Genomic DNA, 15,757 nt, shown 5'->3' with positions numbered 1-15,757 from the left:
AAGCCAGCTCCTACAGGGGGAGTTCGCACTTAGTGAGCTTCTCCCGCTTTCAATCCCTGCGGCAACTTCCGGGTCAACAAGACCGCAACCATGCTGATCGCCAAGCCGATCCCGACAAAGTGGAAGGCATCGTTGTAAGCCATGATCATCGCCTGCTGATGGGTGATCTCGCTCAGCTTGCCCAGGGCGGCATTGTCACTGCCCAGTCGCTCCGCCAACTGCGCAAGGCGCTCTGCCACTGCCGGGTTGCTCGGCACCACCGACTCGCGCAGGTAATCGAAATACACCTTGGCCCGCGCATCCAGCAGGGTCGCCAGCAGGGCGATGCCGATCGCGCCGCCGAGGTTGCGCAGGATATTGAACAGGCTCGACGCCGATCCCGCATCCTGCGGCTGGATATAGGCGGTGGCGATCAGCGAGATGGTCACCATGATCATCGGCTGGCCGAGGGCGCGAATGATCTGGATATGGTTGAACTGGCTGCCGGCGAAGTCGGGGTTGAGCACCCCGGAGCCGAAGCTGGCCAGACCGAACAGGCCAAAGCCGACCGCGCAGAGAATCTTCGGTGAAATCACCTTCATCAGCTGCGGAATCAGCGGAATCAGGAACAGCTGCGGCACGCCCATCCACATGATCACTTCGCCGATCTGCAGGGCGTTGTAGTTCTGGATCTGGGCCAGGTACAGCGGCAGCAGATAGATCGAACCGTACAGGCCAACCCCCATGCCCAGGCTGGCGATGCTCGACAGGCCGAAATTGCGGTTGCGCAGAATGCGCAGGTTGATCAGCGGATTGGGCCTGGAGAACTGGATGATGACGAAGGTGATCAGGCTGACCAGGGCGATGCTGCCCAGGCAGACGATCAGGCTCGATTCCAGCCAGTCCTTGCGATGGCCCTCCTCGAGAAACACCTGCAGGCAGCCGAGACCGACACCAAGGGTGACGATGCCGGCGTAGTCGGTGCTTTTCAGCAACTCCCAGTGCGCCTCCTTCTTCTCCAGCCCGTACATCAAACCGGCGATCATGATCAGGCCGGGCGGGATGTTGATATAGAAGATGTACTCCCAGCCCCAGTTTTCCGTAAGCCAGCCACCCAGGGTCGGTCCGATGGACGGGGCGAAGGTGGCGGTCATGGCGAACATCGCCATGCCCTTGGCGCGGTGGTGCTCCGGCAGTTTGATCAGGGTCAGGGTGAATGCCAGGGGGATCAGCGCGCCGCCGGTGAAGCCCTGCATGGCCCGGAACACGATCATGCTTTCCAGGTTCCAGGCCATGGAGCAGAGCAGCGAGGACGCCAGGAAACCCAGCGACACCCATACCGCCAGGCGCCGCGCCGAGAGCAGCTGCACCAGCCAGGCGGTCAGCGGGATCATGATGATCTCGGCCACCAGGTAGGAGGTGGAAATCCACGAACCCTCTTCCAGGGTCGCCGACAGCGCACCCTGGATGTCCTTGAGCGAGGAGTTGGTGATCTGGATGTCGAGCACGGCCATGAAGGCACCGAGCATCACGCTCATTACCGCGATCCAGTCGCGTCGGCTCGGTTCGCCGACGGGACGGATCAGTTGATCACCGGCCATCGCTGCGCAGATCGACAGTGGCGGTGACCGACATGCCCGGACGGATGCGGCCCTGCAGCGGGTTGTCGGCGCTGAAGGTCAGCTTTACCGGAATCCGTTGTACGACCTTGGTGAAGTTGCCGGTGGCGTTGTCCGGCGGCAGCAGGCTGAATTGCGCACCGGAGGCGGCGAACAGGCTGTCGACGCGGCCTTCGATGGGGGTGTCCGGGTAGCTGTCGAAGACCAGCTCGGCGCGCTGGCCAGGCTGCATCTTGCCGATCTGGGTTTCCTTGAAGTTGGCCTGCACCCAGATGTCCTGGTCGGGAACGATGGACAGCAGGTAGGCGCCGTTCTGCACGTATTGGCCATCGCGGGCGCTGCGCTGGCCGATCATGCCGCTGATCGGCGCGTGGATTTCGCTGCGGGTCAGGTTGAGTTCGGCCTGGGCCAGGTCGGTGCGGGCGGTGGCGATCTGCGCGTCGAGGCGCTTGAGTTCGGCTTCCAGGGCACTGACCTGCTGGCGCTGGCCCTGCAGATCGGCCTGGGCTTTGCTGACCTGGGAGCGGGCGACATTGTTTTCCGCGGAAAGGGTGGTGACCCGTTCCTCGGAGACGAAGCCCGGCTTGCGCAGGGCCTGGGCGCGATTCAGGTCCAGCTGCGCGCGACCGAGGGTGGCCTGGCTGGCGGAGACCTGGGCCTGGCCGGCGGCGATCAGGCTCGATTGCTGGGTCAGGCGGCTTTCCGCCTGCAGGCGCTCGGCCTCGCGGGTATCGAGGGTGGCGCGGGCGCGTTCCACGGCAAAGCGGAAGTCGTCGGCCTCCAGGCGCACCAGCAGGTCGCCCTTGTTCACGTGCTGGTTGTCCTGCACCAGGACCGCATCGATACGCGCGCTCAACTGGCTGGAGACCCGGGTAATCTCGCCCTGCACGTAGGCATTGTCGGTGCTTTCGTAGAAGCGGCCTTTCAGATACCAGTGAGCCAGGAAACCAAGGGAAATCAGGAGAACCAGGAAGAGAAAAATCAGCAGGCGACGCTTGAGTTGGGCAGGCATGGGGACGATCGTTCCAGAAATGTAAGCAAATTTAACAAAGATTGGATCCGAGGGTGCAAGTGACGATCGCGCCCATTACTGGAGCCCGGCGCCCGCTCCCTGTTAACATCCCGGCTTTGTTTCACCTCTTGTTCGAGACTCTCATGACCACCGTTCGCACGCGCATCGCGCCTTCGCCTACCGGCGATCCTCACGTCGGCACCGCCTATATCGCCCTGTTCAACTACTGCTTTGCCAAGCAGCACGGCGGCGAGTTCATCCTGCGTATCGAAGATACCGACCAGTTGCGTTCGACCCGCGAATCCGAACAACAGATCTTCGATGCCCTGCGCTGGCTCGGCATCGAATGGGCCGAAGGCCCGGATGTCGGCGGTCCGCACGGTCCGTATCGGCAGAGCGAGCGGGGTGAGATCTATAAGCAATATGCACAGCAACTGGTGGATGCGGGCCATGCGTTCCCGTGCTTCTGCACCGCCGAGGAACTGGAGCAGATGCGTGCCGAGCAGATGGCCCGTGGCGAGACCCCGCGTTACGACGGTCGCGCGCTGCTGCTGTCGGCCGAGGAAGTGCAGCGTCGCCTGGCCGCCGGCGAGCCCCACGTGATCCGCATGAAGGTGCCGAGCGAAGGCGTCTGCGTGGTGCCGGACATGCTGCGTGGCGACGTCGAGATCCCGTGGGACCGCATGGACATGCAGGTGCTGATGAAGACCGATGGCCTGCCGACCTACTTCCTCGCCAACGTGGTCGATGACCACCTGATGGGCATCACTCACGTCCTGCGCGGCGAAGAGTGGCTGCCCTCGGCGCCGAAGCTGATCAAGCTCTACGAATACTTCGGCTGGGAGCAGCCGAAGCTGTGCTACATGCCGCTGCTGCGCAACCCGGACAAGAGCAAGTTGTCCAAGCGCAAGAACCCGACCTCGGTGACCTTCTACGAGCGCATGGGCTTCATGCCGGAAGCCATGCTCAACTACCTGGGGCGCATGGGCTGGTCGATGCCGGACGAGCGCGAGAAGTTCTCCCTGGACGAGATGGTCGAGCACTTCGACCTGTCCCGCGTATCCCTGGGCGGGCCGATCTTCGATATCGAGAAGCTGTCCTGGCTCAATGGCCAGTGGCTGCGTGACCTGCCGGTGGAAGCGTTCGCCGCGCGCGTGCAGAAGTGGGCGTTCAACAGCGACTACATGATGAAGATCGCCCCGCACGTACAGGGCCGGGTGGAAACCTTCAGCCAGATCGCGCCGCTGGGCGGCTTCTTCTTCGAAGGCGCGCTGAAGCTGGATGCGAAACTGTTCGAGCACAAGAAGCTGTCCGCCGACCAGGTGCGCCAGGTCATGCAGTTGATCCTGTGGAAGCTGGAAAGCCTGCGCCAGTGGGAAAAGGACCGTATCACCGGCTGTATCCAGGCCGTGGTCGAGGCCCTGGAACTGAAGCTGCGTGATGCCATGCCGCTGATGTTCGCCGCGATCACTGGTCAAGCCAGCTCGGTCTCGGTGCTCGACGCCATGGAAATCCTCGGCCCGGACCTGACCCGCTATCGCCTGCGCCAGGCCCTGGACCTGCTGGGCGGCGTTTCGAAGAAAGAAAACAAGGAATGGGAGAAGCTGCTGGGCACCATCGCCTGATCGCAGTCGCCTGTTTTTTCGCGGGGCGAATCCGCTGCCTGGGGCTTTGTACCGGGGCAGGGGGTTCGCCCCGCGGCGTTTGCGCGGCCTGGCGCACGACGTCAATCCCCCGCAAATACGGGGCTTTTGCCAGGGGAGGGCGGTAAGTGATTGTTATCCGGGGAAAAATTTTTGAATTTTGTTGAAAATATATTTGACAGGTCTGCAATCCGATCTTAATATGCGCCCCGTCCACAGCGATGAACGAAAACGAAACGCGAAGCACCCAGCCAAGCGGATCAAGTTCAAAGCGACATTGTGGGGCTATAGCTCAGCTGGGAGAGCGCCTGCATGGCATGCAGGAGGTCAGCGGTTCGATCCCGCTTAGCTCCACCAATTTCCAGATCTGCAGTCAATTCCAGCGACTGCGATCCGATCGGTTCGAAGAGCCGGTCAATGGTAGAAGGGTTGCGTCCCCTTCGTCTAGTGGCCTAGGACACCGCCCTTTCACGGCGGTAACAGGGGTTCGAGTCCCCTAGGGGACGCCAGTGTTGCACAAGCGATGTCGAAAGAGGTCGCTGGGCCGAGAGGCTAGAAATCCGGGGCTATAGCTCAGCTGGGAGAGCGCCTGCATGGCATGCAGGAGGTCAGCGGTTCGATCCCGCTTAGCTCCACCAATTCCGCCAGGATTCGTGAAAACGGATCTGCACGAAGGTTACAAGTCCCCTTCGTCTAGTGGCCTAGGACACCGCCCTTTCACGGCGGTAACAGGGGTTCGAGTCCCCTAGGGGACGCCAATTTATCCGCTATGCGGAATTTCAAGGCTCATTCGATTATTGAATGAGCCTTTTGTTTTTTCCCCCGAAAAAATCTTGTCCCGGCCCAACAAATGGCCGGTTCAGGGCTTGCCTTTAAATATTATGAGCATAATATTACTTACATAATATTTCCGGTGCCCTGCCATGAACGACAAGAAAGCCAAGACCCGCGAACGCATTCTCGATGCCGCACGTTGCGCGCTGATCCAGCGCGGGCCCGCGGACCCCAGCGTGAATCAGGTGATGAGCGCTGCCGGCCTGACCGTGGGCGGTTTCTACGCCCATTTCGACAGCAAGGAAGCGCTGATGCTGGAAGCCTTCCGCGAATTGCTCGGCGAGCGCCGTGCCTTGCTGGCGCAGGTCGACCCCGCGCTGGACGGGCAGTCCCGGCGCGCCCTGGTCGCGGCCTTCTATCTGTCGCGCAAGCACCGCGATTCCACCGAAGACGCCTGCCCGCTGCCCAATGCCCTGAGCGAAATGACCCGTCTGCCCGACGCCTTCCGCGAAGTCCTGGCCGAGCATATCGAGCTGATGGCGGCGAAGCTGGTGGACAGTCCGGAAGAAACCGACAAGTTTTTCGCCGACCTCGCCCTGATGGTCGGCGGCCTGGCCCTGGCTCGTGCCCTGGGTACCGATGAGCTGTCCGACCGCATTCTGCGTGCCGCCAAAACGGCGGTGATCTGAATCTCCCCACTGGAGCGAAGCGATGAACACCTTGAGCTGGATTCGTGGCGTGAACGGCACCCTGGGGCGGCTGATCCCGGGGCATATCGCCAGCAAGATGCACAGGGCGTTCACCACGCCCTACACCCAACCACCGCGCGACTGGGAATTGCCGGTGCTGGGGCGGGCCGAACGCATCACCCTGCGCTTCGGGCTTTCCGCGCTGCGTTGGGGGCAGGGGCCGACCGTGTTGTTGATGCACGGCTGGGAGGGGCGGCCAACGCAGTTCGCGCGGCTGATCGACGCCCTGGTCGAGGCGGGCTACACCGCCGTGGCCCTGGACGGTCCGGGACACGGACGTTCGCCTGGGGATGAGGCGCATGTCGGTCTGTTCGCCCGGGCGATGCTGGAAGCCGCCGCGGAATTGCCGCCGCTGAAGGCGGTGATCGGTCATTCCATGGGCGGTGCCAGTGTCCTGCTTGCCCTGCAGTGGGGCCTGCGCGCCGAAGCCGTGGTCAGCATCGCCGCGCCGTCCCGCCTGCTGGGGGTGGTGCGCGGCTTCGCCCGCCGCCTGAACATGCCGCCGCGAGCGCGGGCGGCGTTCATCCGCAAGATCGAGCGGGATGTGGGTGTGGCGATCGATCGCCTCGACGTCAGCGGTTATCAACTGGACCTGCCCGGCCTCGTGGTGCACGCCATGGACGATCAACTGGTGCCCGCCAGCGAAGCGCAACTGATCCACGACGCCTGGTTCGACAGCCGCCTGCTGATGCTGGAGGAGGGCGGCCACCAGCGCGTCCTGGCCGATCCGCGGGTGGTGGCCGGGGTTCTCGATCTGCTGCAGCGCAGCGTCAGGTCGGTGCGCCAATCGGCGTAATCATCCGTTACACTCATGCCCGTTCATCACAAACGGGAGCGGGCATGAGCTGGGATCTGGCAACGCCATTCGTCATCGACCTGCGGGTCGCTGCCGAAGATATCGACGGACTGGGGCACGCCAACAATGCGGTCTACGTCACCTGGCTGGAGCGCTGCGCCTGGCGCCACTCCCAGCGCCTGGGCCTGGACCTGGCCGAATACCGGCGTCTGGACCGGGCCATGGCGGTGGTCCGGCATGAAATCGACTACCTCGCCAGCGCCTACGAAGACGACGAGCTGCAACTGGCGACCTGGATCGTCGACTGGGACCAGCGCCTGAAAATGACCCGGCGCTTCCAGTTGGTCCGCCCGAGCGACGGCACCACGTTGTTGCGCGCGCAGACCACCTTCGTCTGCATCGAGTTGTCCACAGGCAAGCCCAAGCGCATGCCGCAGGCGTTTCTCGACGGTTACGGCCAGGCGCTGCTGGAGACACAGGGGTGATTCGCCAGGCGCGGGTCGAGGACGAAGCGGGCGTCGTCGCTGTGGTCCGGGCCGCCTACCTGCCTTATGTCGACAGCATCGGCATCCGCCCGGGGCCGCTCGATGACGACTACGCCGAGATGATCCGCCAGCAGCAGGTCTGGCTGCTGGAGCAGGGCGACGCCATCCGTGCGGTGCTGGTGCTCAGCCCCGAGCCGCAGGCGATGCTGTTGGTCAATGTCGCGGTCGATCCGGTGTATCAGGGGCATGGTCACGGACGGCAACTGATCGATTTCGCCGAGGCCCGTGCCCGCGCGCTCGATCTGCCGCTGATCCGCCTCTACACCAATGCCGCCATGCAGGCGAACGTGATTCTCTACCAACGCCTGGGTTACCGCGAAACCCATCGTGGTATGGAGCACGGCTTCAACCGCGTGTTCATGGAGAAGGCGCTGGACTGACCGATCATCCGGCGTCCCGCACAGCCCTTCCGTTTGCGCCAAACCCGTTTACCATGTGCGCAATTTTTCCGAGGTCTTTCCCCATGCAAATTGCCCTGGCCCCGATGGAGGGGCTGGTCGACGACGTCATGCGCGACGTTCTGACCCGTGTCGGTGGCATCGACTGGTGCGTTACCGAGTTCATCCGTGTCTGCGACCGCGTCCTCCCCGAAGCCACCTTCCGCAAGCTGGCGCCGGAGCTGGAGCAGGGCGCGCGGACCGCTGCCGGGGTGCCGATGCGCGTGCAGTTGCTGGGCTCCGACCCCGTCTGCCTGGCCGACAACGCGGCGCTGGCCTGCGAATTGGGCGCGCCGGTGATCGACCTGAATTTCGGCTGCCCGGCCAAGACCGTGAACAAGTCCCGTGGCGGCGCGGTGCTGCTCAAGGAGCCGGAACTGCTGTTCCAGATCGTCAGCGAGGTGCGCAAGGCGGTGCCGGCGCATATCCCGGTGACCTCGAAGATGCGCCTGGGCTTCGACAGTCCGGACGGCGCCCTGGATTGCGGCCGCGCCCTGGCCGAAGGCGGCTCGGCGCACCTGGTGGTGCATGCGCGGACCAAGGTCGAGGGCTACAAGCCGCCGGCGCATTGGGAATGGGTGGCCAGGGTGCAGGATGTGGTCAAGGTTCCGGTGTTCGCCAATGGCGAGGTCTGGACCCTCGACGACTGGCGGCGCTGCCGCGAGGTCAGCGGGGTCGAGGACATCATGCTCGGGCGCGGCCTGGTCTCGCGTCCGGACCTGGCCCGGCAGATCGCCGCGGTACGCGATGGTGTCGAGGTCGTGCCGATGGACTGGCAGGCGCTGCTGCCGCTGATCCAGGACTTCTGGCGCCGGGTGCGCGTCGAGCTGACCCCGCGCTCCGCGCCGGGGCGCCTGAAGCAGTGGGTGGCGATGCTGACCCGCACCTACCCGGAAGCGACCGCGCTGTTCGGCGAGCTGCGCCGGGAAACCGACTGCGATCGCGTCGGCCTGTTGCTCGGTGTCGCACCGCCTGTCGGCGCCGTGCAGGAAAATTTTCATACTGGCGCTTGAAATCGTTTCGGTGGTCCACATCTAGGGAGTACGCGATGCCGAAGTCGGGTCGCGTAGTAATCCCAACTCGCTGATTTTCAGGAGATGTATCCATGACTACCGCTTTTTCTCTGGCTCCACTGTTCCGCCATTCCGTTGGTTTCGACCGTTTCAACGACCTGTTCGAATCCGCGGCGCGTAATGAGTCGGGTAGCAGCTACCCACCCTACAACGTCGAAAAACATGGCGATGACCACTATCGAATCGTCGTTGCCGCGGCCGGTTTCCAGGAGCAGGACCTCGACCTGCAAGTGGAAAAGGGCGTGCTGACCGTCACTGGCGGCAAGCGCGACAGCAGCAACGCCAGCGTCACCTACCTGCACCAGGGCATTGCCCAGCGTGCGTTCAAGCTGTCCTTCCGCCTGGCTGACCATATCGAAGTCAAGTCGGCGGGCCTGGCCAACGGCCTGCTCAGCATCGACCTGCTGCGCGTGGTGCCGGAAGAGGCCAAGGCCAAGCGGATCCCGATCAACGGGGACAAGCCTGCGCTGAACTGAGTCGCGGGTGATGCAGAAAGGGCGCCGAATCGGCGCCCTTTTTCGTTGATGAGGGCCATCCCCCCGTAGGAGCGTGGCTTGCCCGCGAAAGGACCGCAACGCGGTCCCCAAAGGTGGTGTCAACCTGAATCCCGGGACCGCGTTGCGGTCCTTTCGCGGGCAAGCCGCGCTCCTACGGAGTGGGCAAAACACCGGCTTCAGTAATCGGCCGGCGCCTCCAGCAGCAACGCCCGGAAGGCATTCAACGGCAACGGCCGGCTGTGCAGATACCCCTGGTACAGATGGCACCCTTGGCGCTCCAGGAAATCCAGCTGCTCCGACAACTCCACTCCCTCGGCGATCACCGCCAGGTCCAGGCTGCGGGCCATGGCGACGATGGCGCGGACGATTTCCGCGTCGTTGGGGTCCACCGGCGCATCGCGGACGAAGGACTGGTCGATCTTCAAGGCATCCACCGGCAGGCGCTTGAGGTAGGTCAGCGAGGAATAGCCGGTACCGAAGTCATCCATGGCGAAGCTGACGCCCAGCGCCTTCAGCTCGCGCATCTTGCTGATGGTGTCTTCCAGGTTCTGGATGACGATGCCTTCGGTGATCTCCAGCTTGAGCACGCGGTAGGGCAGGCGGTAATCGTCGAGGCTGCGCCGCACCCGTTCGACGAAGTCGTTCTGGCGGAACTGCCGCGGGCTGATATTGACGCACAGGCTGAAGTCCTCGGCGTCGATCAGGTTGTCCTGGAGCATTCGCGAGCAGGCGTCGCAGGCTTCGTCGAGGATCCAGTTGCCGACTTCGAGGATCAGCCCGCTTTCCTCCAGGACCTGGATGAACTGCGCCGGTGGCTGCTGGCCAAGCAGCGGATGATGCCAGCGCAACAGCACTTCGGCGCCGACGATGCGGTTGTCGCGGGCATCCACCTGGGGCTGGAAGTGCAGGGCCAGCTCGCCGCGGGTCAGGGCCATGCGCAGGTCGCTCCCCATGCGCAGCCGCTCGCTGGCGGCCTTCTGCATGGTGGTATGGAACAGCTGGGTGGTGTTGCGCCCGGAATCCTTGGCCCGGTACAGGGCGATATCGGCGCGCTTGAGCAGGTCGGCCGGGGTCGAGCCGTGGTCGGGGATCAGCGCCACGCCGATGCTCGGCGTCACCTGCAGGCGCTGGCCATCCAGCGACATGGGTTCGGCCAGCAGTTCGCGCAGGGTGTCGGCCAGTTCGCGGACCTTGTCCGTCACCTCCTCGCGGCTGCCTTCCAGACCGCTGAGCAGCACCACGAATTCGTCGCCGCCCAGGCGCGCCACGGTGTCTTCCATGCGCACGCTGGCTTCCAGGCGCGCGGTGATGATCTTCAGCACCGTATCGCCCACCGGGTGACCGAGGGAATCGTTGATGTGCTTGAAGTGGTCGAGATCGAGGAACAGCAGGGCGCCGCGCAGGTTGTGGCGCTTGAGCAGGGCGATCTGCTGGCTCAGGCGGTCCATCAGCAGGGCACGGTTGGGCAGGTTGGTCAGCGGATCGTGGTAGGCCAGGTGGCGAATCTGCGCCTGGGCGTTCTTCAACTGGCTGACATCGCGGGCGGTCAGCAGCAGGCAGTCGGTTTCGTTGAGGGTGATCGGCTCCACCGAGACTTCCAGGGTCAGCAGGTCGCCATTCTTGCTGCGCCCGAGCATTTCCCGATGGTTGACCCGGCCGCGCTCGCGGACTTCCGCCTCGAGCATGTCGTGCTGCTTGTCGTCGGCCCACACGCCGACCTCGTTGGCGGTGCGGCCGAGCACTTCGGCGGCGGCGTAACCGGTCAGGCGGCAGAAACCGTCGTTGACCTCGACGTAGTGCCCGGTGTCGCGCTCGCTGATGGTGATGGCGTCGGGGCTGGAGTGGAAGGCCTTGGCGAACTTCTCCTCGCTGGCCTTCAATGCCGCTTCGGCGCGCTGCTGCTGGGTGATGTCGCGCAGGGTGGTGACGCTGCAGGTCTGCTGGTCGACCTTGATCAGGCGGCTGGAGATCACGCAGGTCAGGGCCTGGCCGTTCTTGTGGTTGACCACCACGGCAACGTTGTTCAGCGCCTGGTCGCGAATGACCTGCTCGATGCGCCGGGCGCGCTCCGCCGATTCCGCCCACAGGCCGATTTCCTCGGCGCTGTGGCCCAGCACCTGGTCAGCGCTCCAGCCGAAGGTCTGGGTGAAGGCCGGGTTGATCTCGATGAACTGGCCATTGTCCTGGCGGGTGACGCAGATCGGGTCGGGGCTGACCTGGAACAGGCCGGCGAACTTCTCTTCCGAGGCGATCAGGCGCTGTTCCCGCTCCACCTGGTCGGTGATGTCCAGCAGGGTACCGGCCATGCGCAGCGGATTGCCCTGCTCGTCGCGGTACAGCCGTGCGCGGCTTTCCAGGTAGCGCGAACTGCCGTTCTCCAGCTGGATGCGGTAGGTGATCTGGTAATTGCCCGCGGGGCCTTCGCGCAGGCTGCGGTAGGCCTGGCGCATGCTGCTGCGTTCGGCTTCCGGCACCCCTTCGAAGAACGCCTCGAAGGATTCGTGGAACGGCACCGGGTCCAGCCCGTGCAACTGCGCGGCGCGAGCCGAGCCGTAGAGCATGCCGCTGGGGATGTGCCAGTCCCAGGTGCCCAGTTGCGCCGAGTCCAGGGCCAGGTCGAGGCGCTCCTGGCTGTCCTTGAGGGCCTGTTCGGCGCGTTTGCGCTCGCTGGTGTCGATGAAGGTGCTGAGCAGGTACGCCACGCCCTCCAGTTCGATGGTCTGGGTGGAGAGAATGCCGTCATGGACCTGGCCGCCGCGGGCGCGGAACTGCACTTCGAGGATCACCGGGCCGGCATTGCTGTCGCGGGTGGCGTCCAGCACCTGCTGGCGGTGCTGCGGATTGGCCCACAGGCCGATTTCCGTGGTGGTCTTGCCGATGACCTCGCGCGCGGGCCAGTCGAGGCTCTTTTCGAAGTGCTCGTTGACCTCGTGGATCAGCCCGTCGGAGCGGCGGCTGAGCAGCACCACGTTGGGGCTGAGCTGGAACAGCGTGGCAAAGCGCTTTTCCGAGTTGATCAGGGCGGTTTCCCGCTCGCGCTGCGCGGTGATCTCGCGGATCACCCCGATCATCTGCGGCCGGCCTTGCCGGTCCTGGGTCAGGCTGCCGTTGATCTCCAGCCAGTGCAGGCTGCCGTCGGGCCAGCGGATGCGATGGCGCATCGCCTGTTCCTGCGGTTCGCCCGCCAGCACGGCGTGGAACGCCTGCAGGGTGCGGGTGCGGTCCTCCGGCGGCAGCAGGTCGAGGTAGTCGAGGTCCTGCGGCAGCGGCTGGCGCGGGTCATAGCCGAACAGCGCCTGGGTGCCGCGGGACCAGTTGATCCGGCCGCTCTCGACATCCCAGAACCAGGCACCGAGGCGGGCGCCGTTGAGGGCGGCCAGCAGCTGCGGGGCATTGTCCCAGGTCTGCTCCGACTCCTGGGGATCGGCCGCGTGGATACGGGGAAGGCGCGGAAAACGTGTTGATTTGGGCATCGATACCAGACCTTTGGCGAATACGCTTCCTTGGTACAGGCCTTCCCGGAGCGACCGGCGGCCTCAGGGTTTTCTCGCATGGCTGTCGAGCAGCGCCATAAAGGCTCTGGCTGCGTTCGATAATGTTCGTTCCGTATGAAGTATGTAGCCTAGCTGGCGAGTCAGCTGTATGCCCGGCAAGGTGATGGAAGCGACCTGTTCATCGAGCATCGTGCGCGGCAGCACGCTCCAGGCCAGGCCGATGGAGACCATCATCTTGATGGTTTCCAGGTAGTTGGTGCTCATGGCGATGTTCGGCGTCAGGCCCTGGGCCTCGAACAGACGCCGGACGATATGGTGGGTAAAGGTGTTGCCACCGGGGAAAACCGCCGGATGGTGGGCGATATCCTCCAGACCGGCGGCTTCCTTGCGGGCCAGCGGGTGTTCCGGGGCCACCACGAAATCCAGCGGGTCGTCCCAGACCGGCACCGCGCGGACCAGGCTGTGGGGCTCCGGGGCCAGGGTGATCACGGCGATTTCGGCTCGGCCGTGGAGGATTTCCTCGTAGGCGACCTCCGAATCGAGAAACTGAATGTCCAGGGCGACAGCCGGATACTGCCGGGTAAAGGCCCGCAGCAGCGGCGGCAGGCGGTGCAGGCCGATATGGTGGCTGGTGGCCAGGGTCAGGCGCCCGCTGACCTCGCCGGTGAGGTTGGTCAGGGCGCGGCGGGTGTCGTCCAGCACGTTGATGATCTGGTAGGCCCGCGGCAGCAGGGCGCGGCCGGCCTCGGTCAGGCTGACCTCGCGGCCGAGGCGGTCGAACAGGCGCACGTCGAGCTGCTGTTCGAGCCCGGCGATGCGTTTGCTGATCGCCGGCTGGGTCAGGTGCAGGCGTTCGCCGGCGCCGGAAAAGCTGCCGGTCTCGGCGATGGCGATGAAGGCATTGAGATTGGCCAGATCCACGGTTTCGGATTCCCTCTGGTTATCCAAAGCATAAAAATTATGAATTTGAGTTATCCAATCTATCGCCATACCATCAGCCGCACAAGCCAAGTGGTTATTGGCATAGAAAGACGCTGATGAGGAACGCCTGATGGCTGGCAAAACGCTCTACGACAAGCTCTGGGATTCGCATTTGGTCAAGCAGCGCGACGATGGTTCGGCGCTGATCTACATCGACCGCCACATCATCCACGAAGTGACCTCGCCGCAAGCCTTCGAAGGCCTGCGCCTGGCGGAGCGCAAACCGTGGCGCATCGATGCCAACATCGCTACCCCGGACCACAACGTACCGACCACGCCGGAGCGCAAGAACGGCATCGAGGCCATCGTCGACCAGGTGTCGCGCCTGCAGGTGCAGACCCTCGACGAGAACTGCGATGAGTATGGCATCACCGAATTCAAGATGAATGACGTGCGTCAGGGCATCGTCCACGTCATCAGCCCGGAGCAGGGCGCCACCCTGCCGGGCATGACCGTGGTCTGCGGCGACTCGCACACCTCGACCCACGGCGCCTTCGGCGCGCTGGCCCACGGCATCGGCACCTCCGAGGTGGAGCACGTGCTCGCCACCCAGTGCCTGGTCGCCAAGAAGATGAAGAACATGCTGGTGCGCGTCGAAGGCCAGTTGCCGGTTGGCGTCACCGCCAAGGACATCGTCCTCGCCGTGATCGGCAAGATCGGCACCGCCGGCGGTAACGGCCATGCCATGGAATTCGCCGGCAGCGCCATCCGCGAGCTGTCCATCGAAGGCCGCATGACCATCTGCAACATGTCCATCGAAGCCGGCGCCCGCGTCGGCCTGGTGGCCACCGATGCCAAGACCGTCGAATACGTCAAGGGTCGCCCGTACGCGCCGAAGGGCGAGCAGTGGGACCTGGCCGTCGAGGCCTGGAAAGACCTGGTGTCCGACGCCGACGCGGTATTCGACACCGTGGTCGAGCTGGACGCTGCGCAGATCAAGCCGCAGGTCAGCTGGGGCACTTCCCCGGAAATGGTCCTGGCGGTCGACCAGCGCGTGCCGGATCCGGCTGCCGAGTCCGACCTGGTCAAGCGCGGTTCCATCGAGCGCGCCCTGAAGTACATGGGCCTGAGCGCCAACCAGGCGATCACCGACATCCAGCTGGACCGCGTATTCATCGGTTCCTGCACCAACTCGCGGATCGAAGACCTGCGCGCCGCCGCGGAAATCGCCAAGGGCCGCAAGGTCGCCGCGACCATCAAGCAGGCGATCGTGGTACCGGGCTCGGGCCTGGTGAAAGCCCAGGCCGAGAAGGAAGGCCTGGACAAGATCTTCCTCGAAGCCGGCTTCGAATGGCGTGAACCGGGCTGCTCCATGTGCCTGGCGATGAACCCGGACCGCCTGGAGAGCGGCGAGCACTGCGCGTCCACCTCCAACCGCAACTTCGAAGGGCGCCAGGGTGCCGGTGGTCGTACCCACCTGGTCAGCCCGGCCATGGCCGCCGCCGCCGCCGTCACCGGTCGTTTCATCGATGTACGCGAGTTGATCCAAGGGAGCGCAGCATGAAAGCCTTCAACCAACACACCGGCCTCGTCGCCCCGCTGGACCGTGCCAACGTCGACACCGACCAGATCATTCCCAAGCAGTTCCTGAAGTCGATCAAGCGCACCGGTTTCGGTCCGAACCTGTTCGACGAATGGCGCTACCTGGATGTCGGCCAGCCGTACCAGGACAACAGCAAGCGCCCGAAGAACCCGGACTTCGTCCTCAACCACGACCGCTACCAGGGCGCCAGCGTGCTCCTGGCCCGCGAGAACTTCGGTTGCGGCTCGAGCCGCGAGCATGCCCCGTGGGCCCTGGAAGAGTACGGTTTCCGCAGCATCATCGCGCCGAGCTACGCCGACATCTTCTTCAACAACAGCTTCAAGAACGGCCTGCTGCCGATCATCCTCAGCGACGCGGAAGTCGATGAGCTGTTCAAGCAGGTCGAGGCCAACCCGGGCTACCAGCTGACCATCGACCTGCAGGCGCAGACCGTGACTCGTCCCGACGGCAAGGTGCTGGGCTTCGAGATCGATGCGTTCCGCAAGCACTGCCTGCTCAACGGCCTGGACGACATCGGCCTGACCCTGCAGGACCGCGATGCCATCGGTGCCTTCGAGACTCGTCACCGTGCCAGCCAGCCATGGTTGTTCCGCGACGCCAAATGATGTGTTGAAC

At 64.3% G+C, this 15,757-nt stretch carries 13 protein-coding genes and 4 tRNA genes; 13 read left to right on the top strand and 4 right to left on the bottom strand.

The window, feature by feature from the left end:
* Positions 1-29: 29 nt before the first annotated feature.
* The gene (locus RTI28_RS24030; RefSeq protein ID WP_316922781.1) at positions 30-1,580 is read right to left on the bottom strand and encodes an MDR family MFS transporter; all 1,551 of its coding nucleotides are present in this window, start codon (positions 1,578-1,580) and stop codon (positions 30-32) included.
* Positions 1,570-2,610, bottom strand: a complete 1,041-nt coding sequence (locus RTI28_RS24025; RefSeq protein ID WP_316922780.1) for an HlyD family secretion protein — start codon at positions 2,608-2,610, stop codon at positions 1,570-1,572. Before RTI28_RS24025 ends, RTI28_RS24030 begins: the two co-directional genes overlap by 11 nt.
* Before the next feature lie 143 nt (positions 2,611-2,753).
* Here RTI28_RS24025 and gltX point away from each other — a divergent pair, with 143 nt between their 5' ends.
* From gltX to RTI28_RS23970, 11 genes are all read left to right on the top strand, one after another.
* Positions 2,754-4,235, top strand: coding sequence for a glutamate--tRNA ligase (gltX, locus tag RTI28_RS24020; RefSeq protein WP_316922779.1), 1,482 nt, complete (start codon positions 2,754-2,756; stop codon positions 4,233-4,235).
* Between the two features lie 299 nt (positions 4,236-4,534).
* Positions 4,535-4,610: transfer RNA gene (locus RTI28_RS24015), tRNA-Ala, on the top strand.
* 76 nt (positions 4,611-4,686) lie between these two features.
* Positions 4,687-4,762 (top strand) — tRNA-Glu (locus tag RTI28_RS24010).
* Between the two features lie 53 nt (positions 4,763-4,815).
* Positions 4,816-4,891 (top strand) — tRNA-Ala (locus RTI28_RS24005).
* Between the two features lie 44 nt (positions 4,892-4,935).
* Positions 4,936-5,011, top strand: a tRNA-Glu gene (locus tag RTI28_RS24000).
* A 165-nt stretch (positions 5,012-5,176) separates the two neighbouring features.
* The gene (locus RTI28_RS23995; protein WP_316922778.1) at positions 5,177-5,716 is read left to right on the top strand and encodes a TetR/AcrR family transcriptional regulator; all 540 of its coding nucleotides are present in this window, start codon (positions 5,177-5,179) and stop codon (positions 5,714-5,716) included.
* Positions 5,717-5,738: 22 nt separating this feature from the next.
* On the top strand, positions 5,739-6,572 hold the full coding sequence (locus RTI28_RS23990) for an alpha/beta fold hydrolase (RefSeq protein ID WP_316922777.1): 834 nt from the start codon (positions 5,739-5,741) through the stop codon (positions 6,570-6,572).
* A gap of 44 nt (positions 6,573-6,616) precedes the next feature.
* Positions 6,617-7,057 (top strand): thioesterase family protein, encoded by a 441-nt coding sequence (locus RTI28_RS23985; protein WP_316922776.1) that lies wholly within the window; start codon positions 6,617-6,619, stop codon positions 7,055-7,057.
* Entirely contained in the window at positions 7,054-7,497 is a 444-nt protein-coding gene (locus tag RTI28_RS23980) for a GNAT family N-acetyltransferase (protein ID WP_316922775.1), read from the top strand. The genes RTI28_RS23985 and RTI28_RS23980 overlap by 4 nt, the downstream gene beginning before the upstream one ends.
* Before the next feature lie 83 nt (positions 7,498-7,580).
* Positions 7,581-8,567: a tRNA-dihydrouridine synthase gene (locus RTI28_RS23975; RefSeq protein WP_316922774.1), complete on the top strand. Its 987-nt coding sequence runs from the start codon at positions 7,581-7,583 to the stop codon at positions 8,565-8,567.
* Positions 8,568-8,659: 92 nt separating this feature from the next.
* Positions 8,660-9,103 (top strand): Hsp20 family protein, encoded by a 444-nt coding sequence (locus tag RTI28_RS23970; protein ID WP_316922773.1) that lies wholly within the window; start codon positions 8,660-8,662, stop codon positions 9,101-9,103.
* A 197-nt stretch (positions 9,104-9,300) separates the two neighbouring features.
* On the opposite strand, the gene RTI28_RS23965 is transcribed toward RTI28_RS23970, so the two are convergent.
* Positions 9,301-12,597 (bottom strand): PAS domain S-box protein, encoded by a 3,297-nt coding sequence (locus tag RTI28_RS23965; RefSeq protein ID WP_316922772.1) that lies wholly within the window; start codon positions 12,595-12,597, stop codon positions 9,301-9,303.
* A 63-nt stretch (positions 12,598-12,660) separates the two neighbouring features.
* The gene (locus RTI28_RS23960; protein WP_316922771.1) at positions 12,661-13,539 is read right to left on the bottom strand and encodes a LysR family transcriptional regulator; all 879 of its coding nucleotides are present in this window, start codon (positions 13,537-13,539) and stop codon (positions 12,661-12,663) included.
* Positions 13,540-13,669: 130 nt separating this feature from the next.
* Here RTI28_RS23960 and leuC point away from each other — a divergent pair, with 130 nt between their 5' ends.
* Positions 13,670-15,103: a 3-isopropylmalate dehydratase large subunit gene (leuC, locus tag RTI28_RS23955; protein ID WP_316922770.1), complete on the top strand. Its 1,434-nt coding sequence runs from the start codon at positions 13,670-13,672 to the stop codon at positions 15,101-15,103.
* On the top strand, positions 15,100-15,747 hold the full coding sequence (leuD, locus tag RTI28_RS23950; protein ID WP_316922769.1) for a 3-isopropylmalate dehydratase small subunit: 648 nt from the start codon (positions 15,100-15,102) through the stop codon (positions 15,745-15,747). The genes leuC and leuD overlap by 4 nt, the downstream gene beginning before the upstream one ends.
* Positions 15,748-15,757 lie beyond the last annotated feature (10 nt).

This window comes from Pseudomonas sp. zfem002 (genome assembly GCF_032621685.1).
Lineage (GTDB): Bacteria > Pseudomonadota > Gammaproteobacteria > Pseudomonadales > Pseudomonadaceae > Aquipseudomonas > Aquipseudomonas japonica.
The sequence above is the reverse complement of the archived record's forward strand: the minus strand, read 5'-3'. Positions and strand labels throughout refer to the sequence as shown.